General features: G+C 37.4%; 27 protein-coding genes, 20 tRNA genes, 2 rRNA genes and 4 riboswitches. Of the genes, 4 read left to right on the top strand and 45 right to left on the bottom strand.

What is annotated here, in order from left to right:
• Positions 1 to 93 precede the first annotated feature (93 nt).
• The gene (locus CO726_RS11990) at positions 94 to 1,395 is read left to right on the top strand and encodes an NCS2 family permease (RefSeq protein WP_098761717.1); all 1,302 of its coding nucleotides are present in this window, start codon (positions 94 to 96) and stop codon (positions 1,393 to 1,395) included.
• Between the two features lie 97 nt (positions 1,396 to 1,492).
• Here CO726_RS11990 and CO726_RS11985 read toward each other — a convergent pair whose 3' ends face one another.
• The 3 genes from CO726_RS11985 to CO726_RS11975 form a co-directional block, all read right to left on the bottom strand.
• Positions 1,493 to 1,696, bottom strand: a complete 204-nt coding sequence (locus tag CO726_RS11985; RefSeq protein WP_099684384.1) for a hypothetical protein — start codon at positions 1,694 to 1,696, stop codon at positions 1,493 to 1,495.
• Positions 1,697 to 1,826: 130 nt separating this feature from the next.
• A complete protein-coding gene (locus tag CO726_RS11980; RefSeq protein WP_099684383.1) occupies positions 1,827 to 2,681 on the bottom strand; it encodes a patatin-like phospholipase family protein in 855 nt (284 codons plus the stop codon).
• A 127-nt stretch (positions 2,682 to 2,808) separates the two neighbouring features.
• Positions 2,809 to 3,270 (bottom strand): MarR family transcriptional regulator, encoded by a 462-nt coding sequence (locus CO726_RS11975; RefSeq protein WP_099684382.1) that lies wholly within the window; start codon positions 3,268 to 3,270, stop codon positions 2,809 to 2,811.
• Between the two features lie 140 nt (positions 3,271 to 3,410).
• Here CO726_RS11975 and CO726_RS11970 point away from each other — a divergent pair, with 140 nt between their 5' ends.
• A complete protein-coding gene (locus tag CO726_RS11970) occupies positions 3,411 to 4,592 on the top strand; it encodes an MFS transporter (RefSeq protein WP_099684381.1) in 1,182 nt (393 codons plus the stop codon).
• A 22-nt stretch (positions 4,593 to 4,614) separates the two neighbouring features.
• Here the strand turns inward: CO726_RS11970 and kdpDN are convergent, their stop codons facing one another.
• The 18 genes from kdpDN to tenA form a co-directional block, all read right to left on the bottom strand.
• Positions 4,615 to 5,769, bottom strand: coding sequence for a KdpD-like non-kinase potassium sensor (gene kdpDN / locus CO726_RS11965; RefSeq protein WP_099684380.1), 1,155 nt, complete (start codon positions 5,767 to 5,769; stop codon positions 4,615 to 4,617).
• A 56-nt stretch (positions 5,770 to 5,825) separates the two neighbouring features.
• The gene (gene kdpC, locus CO726_RS11960) at positions 5,826 to 6,407 is read right to left on the bottom strand and encodes a K(+)-transporting ATPase subunit C (protein WP_099684379.1); all 582 of its coding nucleotides are present in this window, start codon (positions 6,405 to 6,407) and stop codon (positions 5,826 to 5,828) included.
• 16 nt (positions 6,408 to 6,423) lie between these two features.
• Complete coding sequence (gene kdpB, locus CO726_RS11955) at positions 6,424 to 8,514, bottom strand: potassium-transporting ATPase subunit KdpB (protein ID WP_136699579.1); 2,091 nt, start codon at positions 8,512 to 8,514, stop codon at positions 6,424 to 6,426.
• Between the two features lie 13 nt (positions 8,515 to 8,527).
• Positions 8,528 to 10,195 carry a potassium-transporting ATPase subunit KdpA gene (kdpA, locus tag CO726_RS11950; protein ID WP_099684377.1) on the bottom strand — a complete coding sequence of 556 codons (1,668 nt, stop codon included), beginning with the start codon at positions 10,193 to 10,195 and terminating at the stop codon, positions 8,528 to 8,530.
• A gap of 19 nt (positions 10,196 to 10,214) precedes the next feature.
• A complete protein-coding gene (kdpF, locus tag CO726_RS11945) occupies positions 10,215 to 10,295 on the bottom strand; it encodes a K(+)-transporting ATPase subunit F (RefSeq protein ID WP_000972378.1) in 81 nt (26 codons plus the stop codon).
• Positions 10,292 to 10,396, bottom strand: a complete 105-nt coding sequence (locus tag CO726_RS11940; protein WP_000887889.1) for a SipW-dependent-type signal peptide-containing protein — start codon at positions 10,394 to 10,396, stop codon at positions 10,292 to 10,294. Before CO726_RS11940 ends, kdpF begins: the two co-directional genes overlap by 4 nt.
• Before the next feature lie 95 nt (positions 10,397 to 10,491).
• Positions 10,492 to 10,637, bottom strand: a riboswitch (cyclic di-AMP (ydaO/yuaA leader).
• Between the two features lie 261 nt (positions 10,638 to 10,898).
• Positions 10,899 to 11,129: a hypothetical protein gene (locus CO726_RS11930; protein ID WP_136699577.1), complete on the bottom strand. Its 231-nt coding sequence runs from the start codon at positions 11,127 to 11,129 to the stop codon at positions 10,899 to 10,901.
• Positions 11,130 to 11,145: 16 nt separating this feature from the next.
• A complete protein-coding gene (locus CO726_RS11925; protein WP_136699575.1) occupies positions 11,146 to 11,532 on the bottom strand; it encodes a hypothetical protein in 387 nt (128 codons plus the stop codon).
• A 93-nt stretch (positions 11,533 to 11,625) separates the two neighbouring features.
• A riboswitch (cyclic di-AMP (ydaO/yuaA leader) is annotated at positions 11,626 to 11,773 on the bottom strand.
• 91 nt (positions 11,774 to 11,864) lie between these two features.
• Complete coding sequence (gene thiD, locus CO726_RS11920) at positions 11,865 to 12,680, bottom strand: bifunctional hydroxymethylpyrimidine kinase/phosphomethylpyrimidine kinase (RefSeq protein ID WP_136699573.1); 816 nt, start codon at positions 12,678 to 12,680, stop codon at positions 11,865 to 11,867.
• 6 nt (positions 12,681 to 12,686) lie between these two features.
• Positions 12,687 to 13,706, bottom strand: coding sequence for a thiazole biosynthesis adenylyltransferase ThiF (locus CO726_RS11915; RefSeq protein ID WP_099684373.1), 1,020 nt, complete (start codon positions 13,704 to 13,706; stop codon positions 12,687 to 12,689).
• Entirely contained in the window at positions 13,699 to 14,469 is a 771-nt protein-coding gene (gene thiG, locus CO726_RS11910) for a thiazole synthase (protein WP_099684372.1), read from the bottom strand. The genes CO726_RS11915 and thiG overlap by 8 nt, the downstream gene beginning before the upstream one ends.
• Positions 14,470 to 14,471: 2 nt before the next feature.
• Positions 14,472 to 14,675: a sulfur carrier protein ThiS gene (gene thiS, locus CO726_RS11905; RefSeq protein ID WP_001049505.1), complete on the bottom strand. Its 204-nt coding sequence runs from the start codon at positions 14,673 to 14,675 to the stop codon at positions 14,472 to 14,474.
• 15 nt (positions 14,676 to 14,690) lie between these two features.
• Entirely contained in the window at positions 14,691 to 15,800 is a 1,110-nt protein-coding gene (gene thiO, locus CO726_RS11900) for a glycine oxidase ThiO (protein WP_099684371.1), read from the bottom strand.
• The gene (gene tenI / locus CO726_RS11895; protein WP_099684370.1) at positions 15,793 to 16,413 is read right to left on the bottom strand and encodes a thiazole tautomerase TenI; all 621 of its coding nucleotides are present in this window, start codon (positions 16,411 to 16,413) and stop codon (positions 15,793 to 15,795) included. The genes thiO and tenI overlap by 8 nt, the downstream gene beginning before the upstream one ends.
• A gap of 10 nt (positions 16,414 to 16,423) precedes the next feature.
• Complete coding sequence (locus tag CO726_RS11890; protein ID WP_099684369.1) at positions 16,424 to 17,419, bottom strand: ABC transporter substrate-binding protein; 996 nt, start codon at positions 17,417 to 17,419, stop codon at positions 16,424 to 16,426.
• Positions 17,416 to 18,168 carry an ABC transporter permease gene (locus CO726_RS11885; protein ID WP_098761739.1) on the bottom strand — a complete coding sequence of 251 codons (753 nt, stop codon included), beginning with the start codon at positions 18,166 to 18,168 and terminating at the stop codon, positions 17,416 to 17,418. Before CO726_RS11885 ends, CO726_RS11890 begins: the two co-directional genes overlap by 4 nt.
• Positions 18,168 to 18,917 carry an ABC transporter ATP-binding protein gene (locus tag CO726_RS11880; protein WP_099684368.1) on the bottom strand — a complete coding sequence of 250 codons (750 nt, stop codon included), beginning with the start codon at positions 18,915 to 18,917 and terminating at the stop codon, positions 18,168 to 18,170. The genes CO726_RS11885 and CO726_RS11880 overlap by 1 nt, the downstream gene beginning before the upstream one ends.
• On the bottom strand, positions 18,886 to 19,581 hold the full coding sequence (gene tenA / locus CO726_RS11875) for a thiaminase II (protein ID WP_000666826.1): 696 nt from the start codon (positions 19,579 to 19,581) through the stop codon (positions 18,886 to 18,888). The genes CO726_RS11880 and tenA overlap by 32 nt, the downstream gene beginning before the upstream one ends.
• 84 nt (positions 19,582 to 19,665) lie before the next feature.
• Positions 19,666 to 19,768, bottom strand: a riboswitch (TPP riboswitch).
• 60 nt (positions 19,769 to 19,828) lie between these two features.
• A riboswitch (TPP riboswitch) is annotated at positions 19,829 to 19,941 on the bottom strand.
• Between the two features lie 269 nt (positions 19,942 to 20,210).
• Here tenA and CO726_RS11870 point away from each other — a divergent pair.
• Positions 20,211 to 21,371 (top strand): SH3 domain-containing protein, encoded by a 1,161-nt coding sequence (locus tag CO726_RS11870; protein WP_099684367.1) that lies wholly within the window; start codon positions 20,211 to 20,213, stop codon positions 21,369 to 21,371.
• A gap of 5 nt (positions 21,372 to 21,376) precedes the next feature.
• Positions 21,377 to 21,709: a hypothetical protein gene (locus tag CO726_RS11865; RefSeq protein WP_099684366.1), complete on the top strand. Its 333-nt coding sequence runs from the start codon at positions 21,377 to 21,379 to the stop codon at positions 21,707 to 21,709.
• Between the two features lie 241 nt (positions 21,710 to 21,950).
• Here the strand turns inward: CO726_RS11865 and CO726_RS11855 are convergent, their stop codons facing one another.
• From CO726_RS11855 to CO726_RS11740, 24 genes are all read right to left on the bottom strand, one after another.
• Positions 21,951 to 23,102, bottom strand: a complete 1,152-nt coding sequence (locus CO726_RS11855) for a DUF3965 domain-containing protein (RefSeq protein ID WP_099684364.1) — start codon at positions 23,100 to 23,102, stop codon at positions 21,951 to 21,953.
• A 295-nt stretch (positions 23,103 to 23,397) separates the two neighbouring features.
• Positions 23,398 to 23,817 (bottom strand): CBS domain-containing protein, encoded by a 420-nt coding sequence (locus tag CO726_RS11850; RefSeq protein ID WP_099684363.1) that lies wholly within the window; start codon positions 23,815 to 23,817, stop codon positions 23,398 to 23,400.
• A gap of 130 nt (positions 23,818 to 23,947) precedes the next feature.
• Positions 23,948 to 24,019: transfer RNA gene (locus CO726_RS11845), tRNA-Glu, on the bottom strand.
• A gap of 1 nt (position 24,020) precedes the next feature.
• Positions 24,021 to 24,095 (bottom strand) — tRNA-Asn (locus CO726_RS11840).
• Between the two features lie 8 nt (positions 24,096 to 24,103).
• A tRNA-Ile gene (locus CO726_RS11835) sits at positions 24,104 to 24,180 on the bottom strand.
• A gap of 9 nt (positions 24,181 to 24,189) precedes the next feature.
• Positions 24,190 to 24,260: transfer RNA gene (locus CO726_RS11830), tRNA-Trp, on the bottom strand.
• 6 nt (positions 24,261 to 24,266) lie between these two features.
• Positions 24,267 to 24,339: transfer RNA gene (locus CO726_RS11825), tRNA-Thr, on the bottom strand.
• Positions 24,340 to 24,348: 9 nt separating this feature from the next.
• Positions 24,349 to 24,424: transfer RNA gene (locus CO726_RS11820), tRNA-Phe, on the bottom strand.
• A gap of 8 nt (positions 24,425 to 24,432) precedes the next feature.
• Positions 24,433 to 24,508, bottom strand: a tRNA-Asp gene (locus CO726_RS11815).
• Between the two features lie 3 nt (positions 24,509 to 24,511).
• Positions 24,512 to 24,588, bottom strand: a tRNA-Met gene (locus CO726_RS11810).
• 27 nt (positions 24,589 to 24,615) lie between these two features.
• Positions 24,616 to 24,708 (bottom strand) — tRNA-Ser (locus tag CO726_RS11805).
• A 55-nt stretch (positions 24,709 to 24,763) separates the two neighbouring features.
• Positions 24,764 to 24,856: transfer RNA gene (locus CO726_RS11800), tRNA-Ser, on the bottom strand.
• Between the two features lie 20 nt (positions 24,857 to 24,876).
• Positions 24,877 to 24,949 (bottom strand) — tRNA-Ala (locus CO726_RS11795).
• 15 nt (positions 24,950 to 24,964) lie between these two features.
• Positions 24,965 to 25,038, bottom strand: a tRNA-Pro gene (locus tag CO726_RS11790).
• Positions 25,039 to 25,048: 10 nt separating this feature from the next.
• A tRNA-Arg gene (locus tag CO726_RS11785) sits at positions 25,049 to 25,122 on the bottom strand.
• A 3-nt stretch (positions 25,123 to 25,125) separates the two neighbouring features.
• A tRNA-Leu gene (locus CO726_RS11780) sits at positions 25,126 to 25,214 on the bottom strand.
• A 16-nt stretch (positions 25,215 to 25,230) separates the two neighbouring features.
• Positions 25,231 to 25,305: transfer RNA gene (locus tag CO726_RS11775), tRNA-Gly, on the bottom strand.
• 29 nt (positions 25,306 to 25,334) lie between these two features.
• Positions 25,335 to 25,415 (bottom strand) — tRNA-Leu (locus CO726_RS11770).
• A 14-nt stretch (positions 25,416 to 25,429) separates the two neighbouring features.
• Positions 25,430 to 25,505 (bottom strand) — tRNA-Lys (locus CO726_RS11765).
• Positions 25,506 to 25,509: 4 nt separating this feature from the next.
• A tRNA-Gln gene (locus tag CO726_RS11760) sits at positions 25,510 to 25,584 on the bottom strand.
• Positions 25,585 to 25,595: 11 nt separating this feature from the next.
• Positions 25,596 to 25,679, bottom strand: a tRNA-Tyr gene (locus tag CO726_RS11755).
• An 8-nt stretch (positions 25,680 to 25,687) separates the two neighbouring features.
• Positions 25,688 to 25,763: transfer RNA gene (locus tag CO726_RS11750), tRNA-Val, on the bottom strand.
• 5 nt (positions 25,764 to 25,768) lie between these two features.
• Positions 25,769 to 25,884, bottom strand: a 5S ribosomal RNA gene (gene rrf, locus CO726_RS11745).
• A 101-nt stretch (positions 25,885 to 25,985) separates the two neighbouring features.
• Positions 25,986 to 26,098: ribosomal RNA gene (locus CO726_RS11740) — 23S ribosomal RNA — on the bottom strand; the annotation flags it as partial.

Raw genomic sequence — 26,098 nt, 5'->3', positions numbered from 1 at the left:
AACTTTTTATGCAAAACTATTGCAAAATAGTTAAAAAACGAATATTATATATAACTGTTGTGAAAATTATTCGTAAACAGAAAGGATGTTTATATGTTTAACCTTTCAAAACATAAAACTTCTATTAAAACTGAAATTATGGCAGGTATTATTACCTTCTTAACAATGGCATATATCATTGTCGTAAACCCTGTCATCCTTGGGGATGCAGGTGTTCCATTTGAACAAGCATTTACAGCAACAATTATCGCTGCTGTTGTCGGAACATTATTTATGGCAATCTTTACAAACTTACCAATCGCAATTGCACCAGGTATGGGATTAAATGCTTACTTCTCTTACTCTGTTGTAAAAGCTCATGAAGGCATGACTTTCGCAATTGCATTCTCTGCTGTATTCGTAGCAGGTATGATTTTAATTTTGTTATCATTCACATCTTTCCGTACAAAATTAATGGAAGCAATTCCTGAAAACTTAAAACATGCAATTACTGCTGGTATCGGTCTTTTCATCGCCTTTATCGGTTTACGTTTAACAGGTATCGTTACAAAAAATGATGCAAACCTAGTTGGACTTGGTGACCTTCACTCTGCTCCAGTACTACTAGCATTAGCTGGACTTGGAATTACAATTGTACTGATGTCTTTAAATGTAAATGGCGCGCTATTTATCGGTATGCTATTAACTGGTATTATCGCTTTCTTCACAGGACAATTAACATTCTCAAACGGTGTTACATCAATGCCTGGATTACCAGAAGGCATTATCGTTTCAAATCCAATTACTGCTGTATCTGATGTAATTAACTACGGATTGTACGGCGTTGTATTTTCATTCTTCCTTGTCACATTATTCGATACAACAGGTACATTACTGGGCGTTGCTCAACAAGGTGGATTTATGAAAGACGGAAAGCTTCCAAAAGCTGGACGAGCTCTTCTATCTGACTCATTCTCAGCAACAATCGGTTCTATGTTTGGAACAACACCATCAACAGCTTACATTGAATCATCTGCTGGTGTTGCAGCTGGTGGTCGTACTGGTTTAACAACTGTTACAGTAGCTGTTCTATTCGCACTAGCAGCATTCTTCGGACCATTAGTAAGTGCCGTTTCTGGTGTATCAGCTATTACTGCACCATCATTAATTATCGTTGGTAGTCTTATGATGGGTTCAGTTCGTCACATTGATTGGGACTCATTTGATGAGGCATTCCCAGCATTCTTAGTAATCTTAAGCATGCCACTTACATCAAGTATCGCAACAGGTATTGCACTTGGATTTATTTCATACCCACTTATGAAAGTGGCAAAAGGTAAATTCCGTTCTGTGCACCCACTTGTGTATGTATTCGGAATCTTGTTCGCTTATCAATTAATTTTCTTACCACATTAAAAAAGTAGAGCATCGAAATCCGATGCTCTACTTTTCTTTTATAACAATCATTCAAACTATAGCGGTCCCTCCAAAATATGAAGGAGCTTATAACATTTTAATACTTCTCTTCTACCTGTAATTCTTTACTATACCTTTGAATGAAAATTGATGAAATAACCATTATCATCCCTACACTACACCCAATAAGCTGATCTAGTAGCATTTCATCACGAATGAACCAACGCAGTAGAAACACACCACAAAAAATAAGCATCATAGTAAATCCAGTATGTCTAAGCCCTTTATATACATTTTCCATATATATGTATCACCTCTCCACACACACTTATCCATATTATACCATAAAAAAACCCACAAATAACCAATATTTGTAATTGAAACCAATCATAAAAAAGGCTGCGGAGAAACTCTTCTCCGCAGCCTAATACTTATTTTTGTAAAAACGACTGTAAATCTGCAAACTGTCTCTTTGCATCTTTATAGCCTTGCTCATATAGATTTTGTAGTTTTGCTGTATCTTTTTCCATACGATCAACTTGAAGCGGCACTTCTGGGCGAATAACAAATAAATTACCTGCTTGCTCTTCTTTTTCAATGTAGTGAAGTGTTTCATTATACACTTCATAACGATTCAACATCGTGTTAACAAGGTTCGGATATTTTTTATAAGCTTTCGCTGCCACCCATCCAAACTTTGATTTTTTCTTAGCATAACCATGGTTTCTCGTTAAAATAACGACTGATTTTTTAAACCCATCTTCTTGTGCTTTACGAACTGGAATCGGATCAGAAATCCCGCCATCTAATAACTGCTTACCACGGTAGTTTACTACCGGTGCAATGAAAGGTAATGAACTAGATGCTTGTAATAAATTTAATGCATCATCATTCGTTCCCTCTTTTTCAAAATAAACAGACTGTCCTGTTTCACAATCTGTTGTGCCTACAAGGAAACGCTCTGGGCTATTAAAATATGTTTCAAAGTCAAAAGGCACATGCTTTTCTGGAATTTCATGGAAGATAAAATCCATATCAAATAGCTGACGTTTTCTCCATAAGTTTTTATACGATAAATATTGCGGGTGTGATGCATAATCAATATTCACTGTTTTATTTCTATTTCTTTGTCTGGAAAGATACGACGCTGCATGACAAGCACCAGCTGATACACCGATTACATATGGAAAATATAAATCTTGTTCCATAAAGTATTCTAATATCCCGCCCGTATATACACCACGCATACCGCCGCCTTCCAATACTAACCCCGTATTTTCAAGCATGTTATTCTCTCCTCTTATATATTGACTCTTTAATTATTCACTATGTTAAGTATCTTTTTCTATTATATATGAGTTCTTTTAGAATTTATATTCAAAAGGCTTGAAATGAAGGAGTTTTTTCTTCCAATTATATTTCCAAATGATTGGTGACATCCTTTATAAACCTTTGAATAAAATCTTGCTCTTCTTTCGTATATCCATCTAAAAGTAACAGCCACTTTTCTTCAGCTTGTTTATGCAATTTATCATGAGCTTTATATATTTCATCTCCACTTTCCGTTAAGCGAAAAAAAATTTCTTTTTGATTGTCTAACATTTGCATCTTCTCAACAAATTTCTTTTGGAACAACTTTGTACAAATTTTAGAGATTGCGCCCTTCGTCATTCCCATTTCTGTCGTAATTGCCGTTACATTCATCAGACCATTTTTTCCGATACACTCGATCACATGTAACTCAGATAAAGACATACCACTTATACCTGTCTCACGAAGAAACTTCTCATTTTGTCCTTTCAAATGTTCTTCTTTTTTATGCAAAAGTGTACGAATGTCTGAAAGTATTTCCATTTGTTTCGTTGCATGCTCCAATCCGTTCGCCCCCTAAGTTTCCAAAGAAACAATTCAACTATATATCATTGTAAAATCATTTTTTCATATTTACAAGTGAGAAAATGATGTTAAAATAAGTTTAGTTTCCTAGGAAACTAAAAAACAAGGAGGTTAACATAATGAAAAAAAACAAACTAAATCTCATTTTATATGTTGTCTGTATTAGTGCCTTACTCGGTTCCTTCGCTCAAAATATTTACACACCTATCTTGCCTATGATTCAAGGTTCTTTTCACACTTCTCTTTATCTTATAAATTTAACAGTTTCACTTTTCACATTCGTTCTTGCAATTATGCAGCTCGTATATGGGCCTTTAATTGACACAAAGGGAAGAAAATCTGTCCTTATTCCTAGTTTAATCATTAGTACAATTGGTTCAATCGGATGTGCTTTTTCGGCGAATGTTTATTTATTTCTATTTTTTAGAGTTGTTCAAGCTATAGGAATAGCAGCTATACCTGTAGTCGCAGCAACGATTATCGGTGATTTGTTTGAAGGGAAAGAACGAGGAGAAGCAATGAGCCTTTACCAAATGTTACTTGCGCTCGCTCCTGCGATTGGCCCTCTCATAGGTGGTTATCTCGGCAGTATAAATGGCCACTTATCCGTATTTCTGTTTTTATCTATACTTGGCATTCTCTTATTAATTATAAACTCTTCACTACTTCCAGAAACAAAACCAACTGTAATGAAGCAACCTCAAGCAAAAAAGAATTACTGGTTTATTTTAAAAAATAAAACTAGATTTTCTATTACTCTTATTGGCTTCATTCAATTTTGTATTTACTTTTGCTTCCTCGTTTTTTTGCCGAACATTTTAACAAATTTATTTCACCTAACTGCAAGTGAAATTGGTCTTATGTTTGTACCAATGTCTCTTTCTATTATGCTAGGAAGTTATTGCTACAAATTTTTGCAAAAACAGCTCACAACAAAGCAGGTTTTATTCATCACTAGTTTCTTCAATATTATATGTGTCACTTTATTCTCTTTCACATATAGCATCAACATCCCATTCATCACTATCATCACCTCTTTATATGGTTTTAGCATGGGACTTTCTATGCCAACTCACACTACTTTATTAACGGACGAATTCGTACAAGAACGTGCAACAGCTATTGGTATATACAACTTCATCCGCTATCTCGGTATGGGTGCTGGACCTATTGTAGGTGGATTTCTTTTATTTAATCAAAATTACTTTTGGATTTTCTTCCTAGGTGCAATTACATTTCTACTTATCATTTTATGCGCAATGAAAATGCTACATTTTCATGCTGTACAAAAAGCAAAATAGAGACCTACAGATGGTCTCTATTTTAAGCTCTTTGATCCGCAACAATATGAATATCAATATGTTTCGTTTGTCTCATAATTTCATTTACAATAGAACCTTTTCGAATTTCTTCCCAACGCGTTCTTGCCGATTGCCCAAGTAAAATTTGCGTTACTTGTAGTCTTTTCGCAACTTCAATAATAACATCCGCTGGCTTTCTTCCTTTTGCCTCTTCTAACACAAAACTCGCATCAAATTGATTCGTTAGCGATTTCCACTCTGCAATTGTTTGCTTTTTACCAGCTGAAAGAGAGTCTATATTTTCTCTTTCAACATTTAATACATACAATTCAGCGTTTAACCGATCTGCCATGCGCCATCCCCTTCTTATTAATTTCTCTGCTGTTGAACTGTATTGTACACAAACGAGAATTTTTTCTTTTACGCCAATCGGTTCTATAACGGTTTGGCTAATTTTCTCGTCCATATCATCGGCAACTTCCCGAAGTGATAATTCCCTGAGTGCTCCTAAATTATTAAGCGTAAAGAAATTTTGTAAGCTTTGCTCTATTTTTTCTTCCTTATATATCTTTCCGTCTATTAATCTCTTCCTTAATACCTCGGGCGTTGCATCGACAAGCTGAATCTCATTTGCTTTTTGTAAAATAAAATCTGGAATACGTTCTCTTACTTTTACATTCGTAATTTGAGCTACAATGTCATGAACACTTTCTAAATGTTGAATATTAAACGCTGACAATACGGATATACCAGCATCTAACAATTCCTGTACATCCATATAACGCTTCTTATTTTTAGACCCGGGAATATTACTATGTGCGAGTTCATCCACAACAACTACTTGCGGTGCACGTTTTATAATTCCTTCCACATCGAGTTCATAAAATACTTTCCCTTTATACTCTATTTCTTTTAAAGGAACTTTTTCTAAATCGGCAATTGCTTCTTCTGTCTCTTTTCTTCCGTGCGTTTCAATTAAACCAATGACAATATCCATACCGTCTTTTTTCATCTCTCTTGCATCAAAGAGCATTTTATAACTTTTCCCTACTCCTGGAGCTGCTCCTACATATAGCTTTAACTGTCCGCGATTTTGCTGCCGAATATATTCTAAATATTCCTCTGGCGTTCGCCTTTGAAACGTCGGGTTGTAGTCATCTGCATACAACACACACACAACCTTTCTTTCGAAACAACGCTACCTCAATCCATTAGATTGAGGTAGCACTGTTACTATTTCATTAGTTTCTGTAATTCTAAATTTAACTTTAAAACGTTCACGCGATCTTCTCCAAATAAACCAAGTGCCGCACCTTCCGTTTGATCTTTAATTAATTGATTTAGCGTTTCTTTCGGGATATTCGTTAATTTTGAGATACGCTCCACCTGTACGGAAGCCGCCTTCGGACTAATGTCAGGATCAAGCCCTGAACCTGAATTCGTCACTAAATCGATCGGCACTTCTGTAACTGGAACGGCTCGGTTTTGTTTCTTCCACTCTTCAATACTTTTCTCTACTCGCTTCGCTAAATCTGGATTAGACGGTGCATAGTTATTAGACCCTGATGCTTCTGCTTTATATTCAATACTAGAAACACGCCCCTGAAAATAACGTGGATCTGTGAAATTTTGACCGATTAATTTAGAACCAATCACTTCGTTTTTATCATTATATATTAGACTTCCATCCGCATTATCCTTCATTACTGCTTGTGCAACACCAGTAACAATAAGCGGGTATACAAGTCCGCATAAGACTAGAAATGTAAAAGTAATACGGACAATCGGTGATAGTATACTTTGTTTCTTCGCCATCTTTTTCCCCTCTTCCTTATATGAACAAGCCGACAATCATATCAATTACTTTAATTCCAATGAACGGTACAATAACTCCGCCAAGCCCATAAATAAATAGGTTTCGGCCAAGTAGTGCATTCGAACTCATCGGTTTATATGCGATACCTTTCATCGCTAACGGAATGAGTAATGGAATAATAACTGCATTAAATATTAATGCTGACAAAATAGCTGACAGTGGTGATGTTAATTTCATAATGTTTAATGCTTCCATTTGCGGAATCGCAAGTGTAAACATTGCTGGAATGATTGCAAAATATTTTGCGATATCATTCGCAATACTAAACGTCGTTAACGCACCACGCGTCATTAACAATTGCTTACCAATTCCTACAACTTCAATAATTTTTGTCGGGTTCGAATCTAGGTCAATCATATTCGCCGCTTCTTTCGCAGCTGTCGTCCCACTATTCATCGCTAATCCAACATCGGCCTGTGCTAATGCCGGAGCATCATTTGTACCATCACCTGTCATCGCTACAAGTTTCCCTTTATCTTGCTCTGCTTTAATAACAGCAATTTTATCTTCTGGTTTACACTCGGCAACGAATTCATCTACCCCTGCTTCTTTTGCGATCGTTGCTGCTGTTAACGGATTATCACCTGTACACATGACCGTTTTAATCCCCATTTGACGCAGCTGTTCAAAACGCTCACGCATACCTGGTTTTACTGTATCCTTTAAATAAATTAAACCGTAAATACGATTATCCACTGCAACTACAAGTGGTGTTCCGCCCTCTTTTGAAATGAAATCTGCTTTTTGATTTACATCTTTCGGAATTGTTCCGCCTTGTGACCTAACCCATTCAATAACGGCACCGACAGCACCTTTTCTTACTTTCGTTCCGTCCTGTAAATCAACACCACTCATTCTCGTTTCTGCTTTAAACGGAACAAATTCACCTTGTTCTGCAAGTGCTCTATCATATGATAGAGACTTCGTTTTTACATATTCGATAACAGATCGACCTTCTGGTGTTTCATCTAAAACAGAACTAATCGCAGCCCATTTTCCAACTTGCTCAATCGTTTCATTTCCTACAGGAAGCAGTGTATGTGCCATCCGGTTCCCGAAAGTAATCGTACCTGTTTTATCTAAAATAATTGTATTAATATCACCCGCAGCTTCTACTGCTTTCCCTGACATTGCTAACACGTTAAACTTTGTCACCCGATCCATCCCAGCAATACCAATTGCCGATAATAACCCACCAATTGTCGTTGGAATTAAACAAACTAACAATGCGACAAGCACAGCTGTATCAATTTGAAATCCTAAATAATTTGTAAAAATCGGCAACGTTACAACAACGATTAAGAAAATAAGAGTTAAACTCGTTAATACTGTATTTAAAGCAATCTCATTCGGCGTTTTTTGACGTGCAGCCCCTTCTACTAACGAAATCATTTTATCGATAAATGATTCACCAGGATTACTTGTAATGACAATTGTAATTTCATCACTTACGACCATCGTACCGCCTGTTACGGAACAAAAATCACCGCCTGCTTCTTTTATTACAGGAGCTGATTCCCCTGTAATTGCAGATTCATCGACAGACGCTAATCCTTTGATTACTTCACCATCACTAGGAATCATTTCTCCTTGTTTTACGATAACAACGTCACCTTTTCTCAGATCAGTTGCTGAAACTTGGACGATATCTCCATTTTCTTTCACAACATTTGCAAACACATCTTTCTTCGATTGTTTTAAAGAATCGGCTTGCGCTTTCCCTCGTCCTTCCGCTAACGCTTCTGCAAAGTTAGCAAATAAAACTGTAAATAAGAGAATGAGAGAAACTGTTATATTAAACCATCCTGGTACACTACTAGAATGACTTGGAAGAAAAGATAAAATGAACGTAATGATAAATCCAATTTCTACAACAAACATAATCGGATTCTTTACCATCACTTTCGGGTTCAATTTCGCAAAGGATTGCTTCATCGCATGTGTTACGATATCACGATCCATCGTTTTCGCTTGTCTAACTTCATCTTCTACCGCATGTATTTGTGACTCATTTAATTGTTTTTCTTTTACTACTACCGGTCTCATCATTTACCCTCCATTACTTCAATGTAAGAAATTCTGCAATTGGACCGAGTACTAACATCGGGAAGAATGTTAATGCACCGACAATTACAATTGTTCCGATGAAAATGCCGCCAAATAAACTATTATCCGTACGGAACGTTCCGACTGTTTCTGGCACAACCGTCTTTTCTTTTAAGGAAGCTGCAACAGCTAACATCGTAATTAAACTGAAATAGCGCCCTAAAAACATAACTAAACCAGTTGTAATATTCCAAAACGGTGTATTATCCGCTAATCCTTCAAATCCAGATCCGTTATTCGCAGCTGACGATGTATACTCGTATACAACTTGCGTTAAACCATGGAAACCGGAATTAGAAATTGCGTCTGTTCCTAAATGCGTCGAAAGGGCTAACGCTGAAAATCCTAAAATGAGAAGTGGATGAAATAATATCGTTACCGCAATTAATTTCATTTCCTTACCTTCAATTTTCTTTCCTAAAAACTCTGGCGTCCGTCCAACCATCAATCCAGATATAAAGACTGCGATCATCGCATACATAATAATGTTCACAAAACCTGCTCCAACGCCGCCGTATACTGTATTTAACATCATGTTTACGAGTGGTACTAAACCGCCAATCGGTGTCAGCGTATCATGCATCGTATTAACAGCACCTGTTTCCGCAGCTGTCGTTACTGTCGCATAAAGGGAAGAAAATACTGTTCCAAATCGAACTTCTTTTCCTTCTATACTTCCTTGTACATGCTGGATACCCATTTCGTTTAATACTGGATTCCCATGTAATTCAGATGTCGTAATTGTAATAAATCCTAGTAAGAACACCATGAATAATGATACGAAAAGAATACGTCCTTGCTTTTTATTTCCTACCATTCGCCCGTACGTAAATGGAAGTGCTGTTGGCAATAACATCATAAGCATCATTTGCAAAATATTACTCATTTGCCCTGGATTTTCGAAAGGATGAGTAGAGTTGGCTCCGAAAAATCCACCGCCGTTATTTCCAAGTTCCTTAATGGAAACGAATGATGCAACAGGCCCGCGTAATATACTTTGCTTTGCCCCATCAATTGTTTGTGCTGTAACGGCCCCGTCTAACGTTTGTGGTACGCCAAGTGCGACAAAGACTAGTGCCGCAATAAATGCGATAGGAAGAAATACTCTCGTTAATGCTCTCGTAAAATCAACGAAAAAGTTACCGAGTTCTTTTCCAGCGAGCCCTCTTATAAATGCCATAACGAGTGCTAACGTCGTTGACGGTGCTGCAAACATTAAAAATGTAATTCCGATTAATTGTGATAAATAAGATAAACCATTTTCACCGCTATAATGCTGTAAGTTTGTATCAGCCATAAAACTAATTGCTGTATTAAAAGCGAGCGTAGGCTCCATTCCTTCAATGTGTGCTGGATTTAATGGCAATACCCCTTGTAGTCTGAAAATGAAATATACGACAACAATCATAAATCCATTTAATAAAACTAATGACAATGCGTACTGTTTCCATGTTTGATTGTATTCTTTTACACCCGTAATTTTAAAAATAAGTTTTTCAAAAGGCCCGAATACTTTATCTAGCTTTTCACTACCTTGAAAGGCTTTCTCTAAATAAATTCCCATTGGCTTTGCCACAAGAATAAACAACAGCATTGTAATAACGACTGCGACCCAAATCATAATGAATAATTCCCCCTAATTAAAACTTTTCTGGATTTAATAATGCATACACTAAGTACACCGTAATTGCTGCAACAATAACCGATAAGGCAATCATCATGATTGCTTCCCTTCTTTCACAACTTTATCTGACCAACTTGCAAGACTTGCCATCGATGCAACTAATACAACAAAAATCCCGATCATTACAACATCTAACATAGCTATCCCTCTCTTTTTGTAAAAATTTACCACCTGATTATCAAAAAAAGAACACTAAGCTCTACTTAGTGTTCGAAATGAACAACACAAAGTAAACCTCCTCTCTAAACGCTTACGAGGTTAGCTGTCGGATTCGGGCCTAAAGAGTAGCCCTACTTTCAAAACTGAAAGATTCACCCCAAGTGACGATGCACAAAATTGGTTCCCCCGCTCCATTTCTGGAACTCAGCGATTTTAGGTTTTTTTGGAAATTTTATGAATGATTTATGAGAGTAAATATACTCCTCTATATTTCACTTGTAAAGAGGGAAATTACTGAAAATAAGAAAATATCTATCTGTTTAAGCGCTTACATTGAGTATTATTAATATTCTTTCATCTATTTTCTCTTCTTTTCTTTCTTTTTCACAGAAATGACCTTTTAAATACGCAATAAAAAGAGCGAATGACATGAAGTGCATAGCTTGTCGCACTTCGCATTCGCTCTTTTTTCACTCACTATTTATTCTCCTCGTAAAAAAGCACGTAAATTTCTCCCGCGAATATAAACTTGTGACAATTCTGCATGTAGCTGCTCATATTCGATAACATCTGTTTTTAAATATAAAGCGTCTTTCGATGGCAATATGATATATGGCCTTGGAAAAATTGGATCAAGCACCATCAATTCTTGAACTCGCTCTACTGATACCGCCCAACGATTCGCTATATCTCCTAGTAGCAACACCTTCATCTTCTTCTCCCCCACCCTATTCAAAAAATAAAAAAGAAATATTATCACAATTCGTAAACACAACAAATTTAGCTCCAATTGTTTCATAGAGCCTCGCTGGATATCGTTTATTCCTTGTAACAACAGTAATAGGTGCTTGAAAAGAAAAGCGAATGTGTTCGGTGAAGAAACTAACAATTGGAAGCTCATCCCCTAGTAAAATCACCTTCTTAATACTCTCACAAATACTAGTAAAATCCTGCTCCTTACTACAACTATACGTCCAATCAAATCCACAATTCCTAACTTCAGCCGCTATCTCTTCATTTGCTGTAAAAATAATTAACTCATGTTGAAATGCAACTAGGTCTCTTAAACTATTTATCTTGCTTTCTCCTCCAACACAAATAAGTGTTAGTTCCATGTACCTCATCCTCCTTAATATAAAAGAACTCAAAAATAGATTGATATTCCCCTATACTAATCAGATCGATGAAGTGATGTATCCATCATGGCACCGTCCTCTCTCAAGACGCTTACGAAGTTAGCTGTCGGATTCGGACTTTGAGAGTAGCCCTACTTTCAAAATTGAAAGATTCACCCCTAGTGACACTGCACAAATTGGTTCCTCCGCTCCGTATATTTGGACTCAGCGTTTACAAAAAAATGTATTCTGGCTGATATATTACTCCTGTATTTTGAAAAAGTAAACAGAAAAAAAGCCAGTTGTAAAACTGACTTTTCCTTTCTTTATGCTTATGCTTTATTCAATTTGTATGCAAAATGATTCGTCGGTCCATGACCACTTCCAATATTCAATGGCTCTTCAATTGCTATACTAATAAATCGTTTTGCTTCTTGAACTGCCTCTTCAATCGAGTATCCTTTCGCAAGTCCTGCTGCAACGGCTGAAGCAAATGTGCACCCGCTTCCGTGCGTTTGCTTTGAAGGAATCCGTTCACTTCTAAATTCGATAAACTCTTCTCCATCAAAGAGTAAGTCAATTACTTCATTGCCTTGATACTCTGCATGTCCGCCCTTCATAAGTACATATTTTGCCCCTAATTCATGCAGTACTTTCGCAGCTTCCTTACTATCTTCAACATTATGAATCTCTATCCCAGTTAACACTTCTGCTTCAGGAACATTCGGTGTTACAACCGTTGCTACTGGTAATAAATATTCTTTTAATGCTTGTACTGCTTCTTGTTGTAATAATGATGCACCACCCTTAGCAATCATAACAGGGTCTAGCACAATATTATTCCAGCAAAACTTCTTAATATGTTCTGATACAATTTGAATAATTTCGCTGCTAAATAACATGCCTAGTTTCACAGCATCTGGTGTTAAATCCGTACCAATTGAATTCAACTGTTCCGTAATACCTTCTAACGGAACTGGATATACCCCTTGAACGCCAAGCGTGTTTTGAGCAGTAATTGCCGTAATTGCCGTCATCCCATACACACCAAGCTCTTGGAATGTTTTTAAATCTGCTTGAATGCCGGCACCGCCTCCGCTATCAGATCCTGCAATTGTTAAAGCTTTATTTATTTTCATCCCACTCATCCTTTTCTACCCAAAATAGCGATGATAAATCGTTTTTGCTTCGCTTATATCTTTCGTTCCATGTACAAGTACACGACCATCTTTAAAAGCAACTAATCTCTTTTCTTCCACAGAAAATGATAATAAATATGGATTTACATTTAAATCTTTCACACGATCATTCAGCAGCTCTTTGTATCGTTCAAAATCTATTTCTTCTTTATAAGGTGGTCTAATTTGAACTGTATTTCTCCCGCATAAAACTGCTGTTTTGGATGTGTTTTCTTTATTTAAATACGGATATAATGCATTCTCTCCGCACGAAGGACAATTGTGTTTACGAAGCTTTTGCACATTCATACATGAATATTCATTCTTCCATACATCAAACGATACAAGTCCATCTCGAAGTGATTCGTAATCTTCCACTAACAATTTAAGAGCTTCCGTTACTTGATGAGAAACGACGAGAGATACAGCAGGTGATATAATGCCCGCTGTATCACATGTCGCCCCGCCAAGCGGAATCGATTGTAATAAACAAGATAAACATGGCGTTTTACTAGGAAGAATTGTGTAAGAAAGGCCGTAACTCCCTACACATGCTCCGTAAATCCATGGAATAAAATATTTTTGCGCTATATCATTTACAATGAAACGCGTTTCGAAATTATCAGTTGCATCAATAATTACATTAACGTTTGTAACAAGCTCTTCTAATTCCTCAGCTGTTACATCTTGAACGAGAGCTTCTACTCTTACTTCACTATTAATCTCTTCTAGACGCTTCTTTGCTGCTACAGCCTTCGGAAGATTATTTTCCACATCACTCTCTGCGTACAATTGCTGCCTTTGTAAATTACTCCAATCGACATAATCCCGGTCTACAATCGTTACTGTGCCAACACCAGCTCTTACAAACATCTCTGCATTTGCACTACCTAATGCACCTGCACCGATAATGAGTACATGCTTTTCTCTTATCTTTCGTTGCCCTTCTTCTCCAATTGGAAAAAATAATTCTTGGCGAGAATATCGATTATTCAACTATGCTCATTCCTTCTAAAGGACTACTTGCTGTTGCACAACGTTTACGTGCAATACGACCTGCTTCAAATCCTAAACGTCCTGCCTCAATACTTAATTTCATTGCCTGTGCCATTTTAATAGGATCTTTTGCTCCTGATACAGCCGTATTTAATAACACACCATCGGCTCCTAATTCCATCGCGAATGCCGCATCAGCTGGGCTACCGATACCAGCGTCAACGATAACTGGTACTGTCGCTTGTTCAATAATGAAACTTAAATTTAACGGATTTACAATACCAAGCCCTGAACCGATTGGTGATGCTCCTGGCATAATTGCATGCACACCTAGTTCTTGTAATTTACGTGCTAATACAACATCATCAGATGTGTACGGAAGTACGATAAATCCTTCTTCTAATAACATTTCAGATGCCTTTAACGTTTCTACTGGATCAGGTAATAACGTTCTATCATCACCAATAACTTCTACTTTGATCATGTCGCAAAGCCCCGAAGCTTTTGCTAATTTTGCAATACGAACAGCTTCTTCAGCATTTTTTGCTCCTGCTGTATTCGGTAATAACGTATATTTTTTCACATCAAGTTTCTCTAATAAATTAGGTTGCTTTGCATCAAAGATATCCATACGACGTACTGCGAACGTTAAAATTTCAGCCTCAGAAACGTCAATTGCCTTTTGCTGTACATCAAAATCAGGGAATTTCCCTGTTCCTAATAAAAGTCTAGACTGAAATGACAATGGTCCAATGTTTAACATAATCAACCGCCTCCTACGAAAGTTACAATCTCAATTTGGTCTCCATCAAAAACAGATGTATCTGTATGATCATCTTTTTGTAAAATATCTTTATTACGCTCTACTACGACAATTCTATTATCTAACTCTAAATGTGTAAGTAGCTCAGCTACTGTTTTCACACTCTCTGGCACTTCTATTTGATTACCATTAATTTTTAAATTCAAACTTCCATCCCCTTTCTAAACTGTTTTAGAAAGCAATGAATCTAGCAAGTGATTCTCTTGCTTTCCTTCTATTAAATCAGCCATATATTGACCAGAAACAGGGCTTAATAAAATGCCGTTTCGATAATGGCCCGTGCAAGCATATAAACCTTTTATTTCTTCATGCTCTCCCATATAAGGAGCTTCATGATTCGATTGTGGTCTTAATCCTGCCCATGCACTTTCCCATTCCGCTTCTTTTAAAGCTGGCAATATTGTATACGCGCGCTCTAATATAGAAGTAATACTTTCCGGTTGCACAGTTTTATTAAACGTATGGGGCTTCATCGTTGCTCCAATTACGTAACGTCCGCCGCGCTTTGGTGCAATGTAAAATCTTTCTTGGAAAATAGGCGCCTTTAAAAGTGGTTTTCTACTTCTTACTGCTACTACTTCTCCTTTAACTGGATATGTACCCCATTCGCGGTGAAAATCGCCTAATAGCTTCGTGCTCCATGAACCACCGGCAATAACAACCTTCTCGCACGCGATAATACCTTCACTTGTAACAATTCCAGTTACTCTATTATTTTCAACACGAATATCAAACACTTCTGTCTGTTCATATATATCAGCACCCGAAAATGATGCGGAATGTGCGAATGCTTTCGTAAGCTCTGGTGCAATAACATGACCATCTTTCGGATAATATACCGCTCCTATAATCGATTCGGATAGAAACGGCTCTTTTTCCCGCAAATGTTCTCCCGTTAGAAAATAGGAATCTTCACCTGTTTTCTGCTGCCAATCCATAATATGAAGAATTCTTTCCTTCTCACCTTCATTTTGGGCAATGCGATATATCCCTTTTTCTTCATATCCAATATCAATACCCGTCTTTTCACGTAAAACTTCTGCAAGTTGTGGAAATATAGCACGGCTTTCTCTAGCAAGTTCAAATAGAGGGTCATATTCATCCCATTCTGCCTGAACCCCAAGTAAACCAGCGGCTGCTTTCGAGGCTTCAGATGCAATTCTTTGTTTCTCTACAATCGCTACTTTATGGCCTCTTTCTGCTAGAAAATGTGCAACTGAACTCCCAATTACACCACCGCCAATTATCGCTACATCATACTTCTTACACATGTTTTTCCGCCCACTTTCTTATTGATTCCTTATAAGATTTCGCTTTGCTATACGGGTTACTACTACTTATAATCCCAGACATAACAGCAATTCCACTTACTTCACTTACCAGAATATCCTTTGTATTTTCAGGAGTAATCCCTCCAATAGCTATAATTGGTATCGATAAGCTCCTTGCAATGTCCGAAATTTCTTCAAGCCCTCTCGCTGGCACACCTTTTTTACAATCTGTCGGAAATACATGACCATAAACGAGTGAATCCGCTCCATTTTTAAATGCTACTATCGCTTCGTCTAGCGAATGCACGGAATAACCGACATGCAAATAAGAAAACTTTTTTTTCACTGACCTTACATCTGCGCTTTTGTATCCTAATTGAACACGAGGAATATTTAATAAAATAGCGATATCAATTCGATCGTTTATAACAATTTTAGAAGCTGGAAAGCCTTCCGTTAAAAGACTTTCCACACCTTCATATAATTCCTTCGTACTTTTCTCACGCTCACGAATATGCAAATAATCAATCTCACTTTCAATTTGCATCGCTACATCTACTAACTCTTTGAATGACATGTGACCATTTGAGATTACATGAAGCTCATTTTTCATATTCATTCGCCTACTTTAAAATGTTTTCGAATAACTCATCGGCCGGAACGATTTCTTTCGTCATTCCTTTATCTTTCAGCCATTTATTTTGTTTCTCCCATGACTCTTTTGAATCTGATAAAAATGGCTCATCTTTCGTTTCCATCTTCTCTAATAAAATCTTCATACTTTCTTTTTCAACTTCTGGTACAAGCGGGAAGTTTTCTTTTTCTTGATGATTTAATAAAATATTTAATGCTTCATCTGGATTTTTCTTCATGAAATCATAACCTTTTTTCGTACCACGCAAGAAAGCTTGCAACGCTTCTTTATCTTTTTTCAACGTTTTATCACCTGTTACAAATACAAGCTCATGATAATTCGGTACACCATAATCTGCTGGGTTAAAGTATGCTGGTTCATGACCTTCATGACGCATAACAGGTACTTCATGGTTAATGTATGCCCCTGTTACTGCATCCACTTTTTTCGTAATTAATGCCGGTACTAAATCAAAGCCAACATCGACTACTTTCACTGTATCTGGATTACCACCAGCTTCTTTTATCATCGTTTTTAAATACATCTCACTTAAAGGTGTTCCAGAATATCCGACTGTTTTCCCCTCTAAATCTTTCGGCGATTGAATACCTGCTGACTTCAGCGATACAACATGATTTAATGGTGAACGTACGACAGCTCCAATTGATTTCACTGGAATTTGTTCATTTGCTTTTGCTATGACAACATCTGGCTGATAATATAAGCCGACCGTTACTTTTCCTGCAGCCGCTAACGTTAGTGGGTCAGTCGGATTGGAAGGGAATTTAATATTCACCTTCACTCCTTCTTCTTTAAAGTAGCCTTTTTCAATTGCCGCATAAATAAAGCTATGTACCGCATTTGGGTACCAATCAAGCATGACCGTTATTTCTTTTTTACCCTTATCTGATGCTGAATTACTAGAACATCCAGCAATTATTGCAACTAATAATGTCAACACAAAGATGCGTTTTAATAATTTCATGAATGCTTCCTCCAACTAATGAATTTCTTTTCTAATACCGAAATAAGTATGACGAAGAAAATAGCTAATAATGATAACAATACAATGGGTGCAAATACACCTGCTCCGTCTAACTGCGTCATCATTCTTTTACTGAAATATCCTAGCCCCGCTTGTGCACCGAGCCATTCACCAATTGCTGCCCCAATCACACTAAGCGGCACTGCAATTTTTAAAGCTGAGAAAAAATAAGGAAGAGCAGACGGCAACTTTAATTTAAGAAAAATATCTTTTTTCGTTGCCCCATACGTAACTAAGAGCTCCTCCCATTCTTTTTTCGTACTGCGCAGTCCATCATACGTATTGACCGCAATTGGGAAAAACGTAATTAAAACCGTAACAACAACCTTACTCCAAATCGTATATCCAAACCATAAAACGAAAAGCGGAGCAAGCGCTGTAATAGGAATCGTTTGTGAAGCAACTAATAATGGATAAAATGCTCTCTCCATCCAATTACTCGCATTCATTAACATCGCTAGCCCTACCCCAAGTACGATAGAAATAGCCACCCCTATTAAAACGACGTATAATGTTGCTGGCAAATGAACCGTAAATAATATATCTTTTAGTTTCCACATCTTCATTACAATTGCCGACGGTGACGGTAAAATGTACATTTCGTCTACAATTCTTGCTCCTACTTCCCAAAGGACAAGTAAAATACTAGAAAGTGTAAGGGCAGGTAATAGCTCCTTCAACCGGTTCATCATACGAGTACCTGCCTTTGTAACATACTAAGAAGCTCATCTTTAAGCGCTAACACTTCAGGCTTATATAAATCTTTTCTTGTCCGATTACGATCAAGCGGCACAATCCTCTCGGTTAAAGTAGTTATCGGTTGATTTTCTACAACAAAAATTCGATTAGAAAGAAATAGTGCTTCTTCCACATCATGAGTGATAAATAAAATTGTTTTTTCCCACTCTTTCCATTGTTCAAACAGCCATTCTTGCAAAGATGCCTTCGTTAAAGCATCCAACGCGCTAAACGGTTCATCTAACAGCAATATCTCCCCGCCTGTTAATAAAGTTCGAATAAAAGATACGCGTTGTCTCATACCACCAGATAAATCTTTCGGATATTTTGTCTCATACCCTTGTAAGCCAAATTTATGTAACAGTTCCTTTGCCTTTATTTGTGCTTCTTTCTTCTGTACACCTTGGCACTCTAGCGGCAGGGCAGCATTCTCAATAATCGTTCTCCATGGCAGGAGCATATCTTTTTGGGGCATATACCCTACAGGATGGCTCTTTGTTTTTGTCAGCTCTATCTGTCCCGTACTTGCTTCTTCTAAACCTGTAATAAGGCGAAATAAAGTACTTTTCCCGCATCCACTCGGTCCGATAATACTTACAAACTCTTTATCTTGTATAGAAGCATTTAATTCATTGATGATTGGCTTCTCATCATAATGAAAAGAAACATTATGAAACTGTAGTATGTTCTTGCTCCTCAAATCCCCACATCTCCTTACGATAGGACATATCCCAGAATAAATATTCAAATCGACTGGAATATAGGAAAATCTCCTCTAATCGATCTAGCTCTTTTTCAGACTTTCCAACTGCCATTTCATTTAATAAATCTATTAACCAAATACAAAGGTTGCCGTATTCTTCAGAACTATATCCTTGAATCCACTCACCAAAGAATTCATGATCCCTTGCTCCAGGAATATCATTTAAACGCTTTCCAATTTCCCAATAGCTCCACATACATGGAAGCAGTGCTGCTATTAATTCTGCAAGTGTGCCATTTTGAGATACAGACATCATGTAATTTGTATAAGCTAAATTTTTAGCAGATGGTTTTGCTGACTCTATCTCCTCTATAGAAATTCCAAGTCTTTTTGCATACTGTTTATGGATTGTCATTTCTCCATTTAATATTCCATCAATTTGTTCAGCAAATTTCCCCATTACTTGTGGATTCGTTGCTTTTACAACACCGATGGCATATAGCTTTGCATAATCTAACAAATATAAATAATCTTGAATAATATAATACTGAAACTTATCTTTCTCTAACGTGCCATCCCCCATACCTACTACAAATGGATGATTATGACTCATCTCCCAAACTGGTTGTACTGTTTCTAATAATCTATCGCAAAATTTCATTTCTCTATCCCCTTCCGATATGTGTACCTAAATAAAAAACCACTTCTCTATATAAGAAGTGGTTACAGCAAATAAAATTATAATTTATTCGTTGTTCCACTTCCCTTCGCTAGTATTATCTAGATCAGGTCTGTAAGGGTTAAGGATTATTCCTCTCTCAGCACAACAAGCACCCCTAGTGGTTTCAATATGAAATTTTCAAATAAAAAAGCCCCGTTTCTATACGCAAAGAAACGGGGACTCATTATTAGTGTCCAAATTGCTTCCCTACGCTAGCATAATCTAGATCAGGTAATAAAAAGGATCAAAGACTTAAGGTCTTACTCTCAGCTGGCAACACCAGCTCTCCTAGCAAACTATAAAATTATCACTGTCAGTATAACACCGTAATAAGACATCATCAACTGTTTTAATTTTCTCAATTGTCAACAAAATAACGAAACTATATAATACTTATATTCTATCTTAGAAATTATTATCCTAATTAATTGGATAAAAAGGAATCATTATCCTCAAAAAATTTATTTTTATATTGATTTAACATTACATTTATGTGAATACACCCACTATATTATATCTTTATACTATAATAAAATTACAACTATACAACTAGAGGGGGTCTCTATGATATGAATATGAAAGCTACTGCTTTAACAGCAACTACTGTCGCAATTGCTTCTTTACTTCCTTCTATGGGAGAAACAAATGTACAAACAGCCAACGCTGAACAATTATCTAATGTGAAAACTGGATATGTCAAAGTCGATCAAGTAGCCTTACATACTAAAGATAACGCAAATAGCTCATCAATTGATACAATTCGCTTTAATACGAAAGTGAACATACTTGAAACAACTAATGGCTGGTATAAAGTATCTGTTAATAATAAAGTAGGTTACGTACAAAAAGATTCTATTCTACTAAAAAACAAACTTCAATCTAATAATCAATACATCGTCAATGCCAATGCATTAAACGTTCGTTCTGAACCTAATTTAGAATCTTCAATTTTAGATGTATTACCAAATGGGAAATTCGTTACCATTCAAGAAGAACAAGGCGAGTGGTATAAAATTTTACATAATGGCAAAACAGGTTACGTACAAAAGGCATTCGTATCTAATGGTTCACAGCCTTTAGTAAAAGGCATCACAGTTCAAAATAATACGAAATACACAGTGGCAACACCTAAACTTAATGTGCGTAGCAACGCTAGTACAAGTAGCGCACTACTTGGTTCATTACAAAATGGTACACAATTACAAGTAGTGGAAACTGTAGGAAGTTGGTATAAAATTCGTTTTGGCACAGGATACGGATATGTGGCAAAACATTATGTGATGCAAAATCAAACACAATCACAAGACCAAACAGCTCAGCCTACTTCCATTCCAGCAGTTTTCAAATTTCCTACTCAAGGAAGAATTAGTTCAACCTTTGATATTCGCTGGGAACAAATGCATTATGGTATAGATATTGCAGCTCAGGGTAATGTCTCTATCCAGGCAGCGGCTGTAGGTAAAGTTGTGAAATCATATTATTCAGCTAGCTATGGCAATGTTGTGTTCATCGCTCATCAAATAAACGGGAAATTATATACAACAGTCTATGCTCACATGAAAGATCGCACTGTACAAGCTGGTGATCAAGTACAAGCTGGACAATTAGTAGGTCATATGGGAAACACAGGTCATTCATACGGGCAACATCTTCATTTTGAATTGCACAATGGAGAATGGAATTTTGAAAAAACAAATGCAGTAAACCCACTGCCATATTTAGTTAGGTAAATTGTATGCCACGCAATATACCTCTCTTAATTGAATACTTAGCCTTTTTAGGCTTAATCTGTTGCTTAGTAATTTATAATACAAATACTGTATTTTTATCTATTATCATTGCTTTTGTTGCTTTAGAAATTATGATGGAAGCTTTTCAAGTTCAACTAAAACAAAAAATTGCCCATATTTATAATGCCATCTTTCTATTAAGTGCCTTAATAATAAATATTATTAGTAATGGTTTTTATTTATCTACCGTATTTCCCGTATTCTTTATGGCTGTTTTATTATTCATAGCTAGATACATTCATGTCCCTAATAACAAAAAACACGAACAAGAAGCTTAGAAAGAGGAGACACTGTGTACCAATCTTTCAAAGATAATCCGATAAAATATATATTGAATTTATATAAAAAAACAAATACTTTTTTGGGTATACAAGGAAGCTATACTGCACAATTTCTCCTTTATGGAATGTTATTTCTCGTCTTAATTACATTCTCCTTGCTTTACTAACAAAAAAAGGATCTCACATAAACTTGAGATCCTTTTTAATTTATATTAAATTTTTATATAGAAAATGCTCTTTATCCGCAAGCATATTTTTCATAAATAAAACTAAGGTTATATTTTTTCTCTAAGCTCATTCTTTGCTCATCATCGCACCAATAGAACAGAATATCATGAATCGTTGCATAACGCTTATTTTTAAGAAATAGCTTAAAGAATGATGGTAAACAATCATGTAATTGTATAAATATATAATTGCGTAGTATTTCTTCTTTATATTCAATGCCCTTACAAATATATAATAATTCTTCACAATAATATGCATGTTGTGGAACTTGGATCATTTCGAAAAATGGCACATATGATAATAACTTTCCGATAAAATGATCGTATCGATCCATTATTCCTATCGTCATATGCTCCATCATATCTTTCATTACATATAAATAATCATCTACATGAGTAGTCTTCAATGGGTCTAATCGATCTGAAATTTGAGAAAGTACAGCTCTTTGACAAGCTAACACCGCTTGACTAGGTCCATAATATGATAGGAAGTCTGTACACTTACGATATTTTCGTAATAAGTCATGTGTATATAAGTCATACACAAAAGTATTACAATACATCGCCAGACTCATCATATCACTATTTAATTGCTCTTTTGATAGTAACTTAGCTCTCTTACACATATAAAAGAATGTAAATTCCAATACTTCTTTATGGGATAATAGATGTTTACAGTCCGTTATACATTTCTCATTAAATTTAACTCTATCCCAAATTTCTACATCTTCATCAGTTAATTCACCAATGCGATATTTAATAATTAAATAGTTTAAAGCAACCGCTTGTGTCAAAAGATCCCATGTTTCATATTCCAATGAAGTGTGAACAAACTCAGCAAGTCCTTGAGTCACCATAAAAGTATTCGCTTCTTCATACCAACCGATTTCTTGACATAAGCGAAGAATACGTACTAAAGTTGGAATTTCATCTTTATGAAACTGTGGCAAATTTTTTGCTTTGTTCATTCCATATACGATAAATGCAGCTAAATTTTCTTCTTTATAAAATTCTTTTTCTTTCCACACTAATATAGTTCGTTCTTTTCCTTCACCTTTTGGATGACAAGGTACAAGTAAAGAAAATAATTCAGCGAAATTATTTGGTTCTATATATGTATCTGTAACCAAATTCCAATTTGGATCGCGCTGTATAGCCCTCATATAATTCCCCTTCCCTTTTATCTACATAGGAAACATTAATCCGTTATTACATCATTAACAATAAATATTGTTATATTCAAAATCTATCATAATACTTATATCTATCAGTATATCATTTTTTCTCTTATTTAAAATTAAGAATGACAAATTTTAAATAACTGTCGAAATTACTACCTATATACTTATTATATAATGGCTCAGATACATCATGCTAACATATTAGTTTAATCCATATATACTAGAATAATGTATCTGATTTTTATACGTAACTTATTCCACTAATTACATTCTCACTTCATTCCGTATGCTCCGATATTTCACTTAAAGCAAATCCCGCTTGATCATCTGCCGATTCTCTTACAGCTAAATCTCCAAGTGCCAGCATCCCAACGAGTTGACCACTCTCAACTACTGGTAATCGTCTAATTTGATACTGCGCCATTAACTCTGTAGCCTTTTCAATAGAATCATCTGGAGAAACTGAAACAATGTTTGTTGTCATTACATTCGTAATTTTATTAGATCCAGGATGTTTCTCAGCAATCCCTCGAACAACTAAATCTCGATCCGTAACAAGACCAACAACTTGCTCATTTTCAACAACCGGAATCAATCCAATCGATTCTTCTTTCATCTTTACAGCGGCCTCATATACATTGTCTAGCGGTGTGCAATGTACAATATGAGTGCTCATCAAGTCTCTCACTCGTGTCATTTGTATCTCCTCCTTTTTATACATACCATAGCTTTTCCTAAATCCCTTTATTTATTTCAGGAAAATCAGTTGATAAAGGAGGATTAACACACAATAAAAAAGAGTCAGCAATATGCTGACTCTTTTTTTATGACCCGTACGGGATTCGAACCCGTGTTACCGCCGTGAAAGGGCGGTGTCTTAACCACTTGACCAACGGGCCATGGCTCCGCAGGTAGGACTCGAACCTACGACCGATCGGTTAACAGCCGATAGCTCTACCACTGAGCTACTGCGGAATAATATATGGTGGGCCTAAATGGACTCGAACCATCGACCTCACGCTTATCAGGCGTGCGCTCTAACCAGCTGAGCTATAGGCCCATATACTTACAGGGGCAGTAGGAATCGAACCCACACTGGAGGTTTTGGAGACCTCAGTTCTACCTTTAAACTATGCCCCTAAAGGATGCCGACTAGAGGACTTGAACCCCCAACCTACTGATTACAAGTCAGTTGCTCTACCAATTGAGCTAAGTCGGCATAAAAAAATGGTGGCTCGGGACGGAATCGAACCGCCGACACGAGGATTTTCAGTCCTCTGCTCTACCGACTGAGCTACCGAGCCAACATAAATGGCGGTCCCGACCGGGGTCGAACCGGCGATCTCCTGCGTGACAGGCAGGCATGTTAACCACTACACCACGGGACCATTTGGTTGCGGGGACAGGATTTGAACCTGCGACCTTCGGGTTATGAGCCCGACGAGCTACCGTGCTGCTCCACCCCGCGATGATAAAATATTTACTTTAGAAAAAATGGAGGAGGTAGAGGGATTCGAACCCCCGCGCGACTCTCGCCGCCTGTCGGTTTTCAAGACCGATCCCTTCAGCCGAACTTGGGTATACCTCCATGAAGGAAAAAAGAAATACTATATTATTTATGTCTAAACCATTTAAAAATAAAATGGAGGAGGTAGAGGGATTCGAACCCCCGCGCGATTCTCACCGCCTGTCGGTTTTCAAGACCGATCCCTTCAGCCGAACTTGGGTATACCTCCGAGACATATAATAAATAAAGTGGAGCCTAGCGGGATCGAACCGCTGACCTCCTGCGTGCAAGGCAGGCGCTCTCCCAGCTGAGCTAAGGCCCCATATTTTTTGGGAAATCGGGAAGACAGGATTTGAACCTGCGACCCCCTGGTCCCAAACCAGGTGCTCTACCAAGCTGAGCCACTTCCCGTTAATAAAAGCGCGCCCGAGAGGAGTCGAACCCCTAACCTCTTGATCCGTAGTCAAACGCTCTATCCAATTGAGCTACGGGCGCATATGGTGCCGAGGGCGGGGGTCGAACCCGCACGGTGGTCACCCACCGCAGGATTTTAAGTCCTGTGCGTCTGCCTGTTCCGCCACCCCGGCATGTCATATTGAAAATTGGAGCGGAAGACGGGATTCGAACCCGCGACCCCAACCTTGGCAAGGTTGTATTCTACCACTGAACTACTTCCGCAAGACATGTATGAGTTATTTTATTAAAAGTGCGGGTGAAGGGAGTCGAACCCCCACGCCAAAGGCGCTAGATCCTAAGTCTAGTGCGTCTGCCAATTCCGCCACACCCGCATATTTTGTTAAAATGGTGAGCCATGAAGGACTCGAACCTTCGACCCTCTGATTAAAAGTCAGATGCTCTACCAACTGAGCTAATGGCTCTTAATGGCTGGGCTAGCTGGATTCGAACCAGCGCATGACGGAGTCAAAGTCCGTTGCCTTACCGCTTGGCTATAGCCCATTAATTAAGAATGGTGGAGGGGGGCAGATTCGAACTGCCGAACCCGAAGGAGCGGATTTACAGTCCGCCGCGTTTAGCCACTTCGCTACCCCTCCGACATATATGGTGGAGGATGACGGGATCGAACCGCCGACCCCCTGCTTGTAAGGCAGGTGCTCTCCCAGCTGAGCTAATCCTCCATTTTGCCTGGCAACGTCCTACTCTCACAGGGACAAGGTCCCAACTACCATCGGCGCTAGAGAGCTTAACTTCCGTGTTCGGTATGGGAACGGGTGTGACCTCTCTGCCATCATTACCAGACTGTATTCATTTAAGACAAGAATTATTTTAACTTATTCAACTTTGAAAGTCAACAAGTTTTTTATATTCTTTCAAAACTAGATAACATTGCTTCATATTATATGGTTAAGTCCTCGATCTATTAGTATTCGTCAGCTCCACATGTCACCATGCTTCCACCTCGAACCTATCAACCTGATCATCTTTCAGGGATCTTACTAGCTTACGCTATGGG

Source organism: Bacillus fungorum (genome assembly GCF_002746455.1).
In the GTDB taxonomy this organism is placed as follows: domain Bacteria; phylum Bacillota; class Bacilli; order Bacillales; family Bacillaceae_G; genus Bacillus_A; species Bacillus_A fungorum.
The sequence above is the reverse complement of the archived record's forward strand: the minus strand, read 5'-3'. Positions and strand labels throughout refer to the sequence as shown.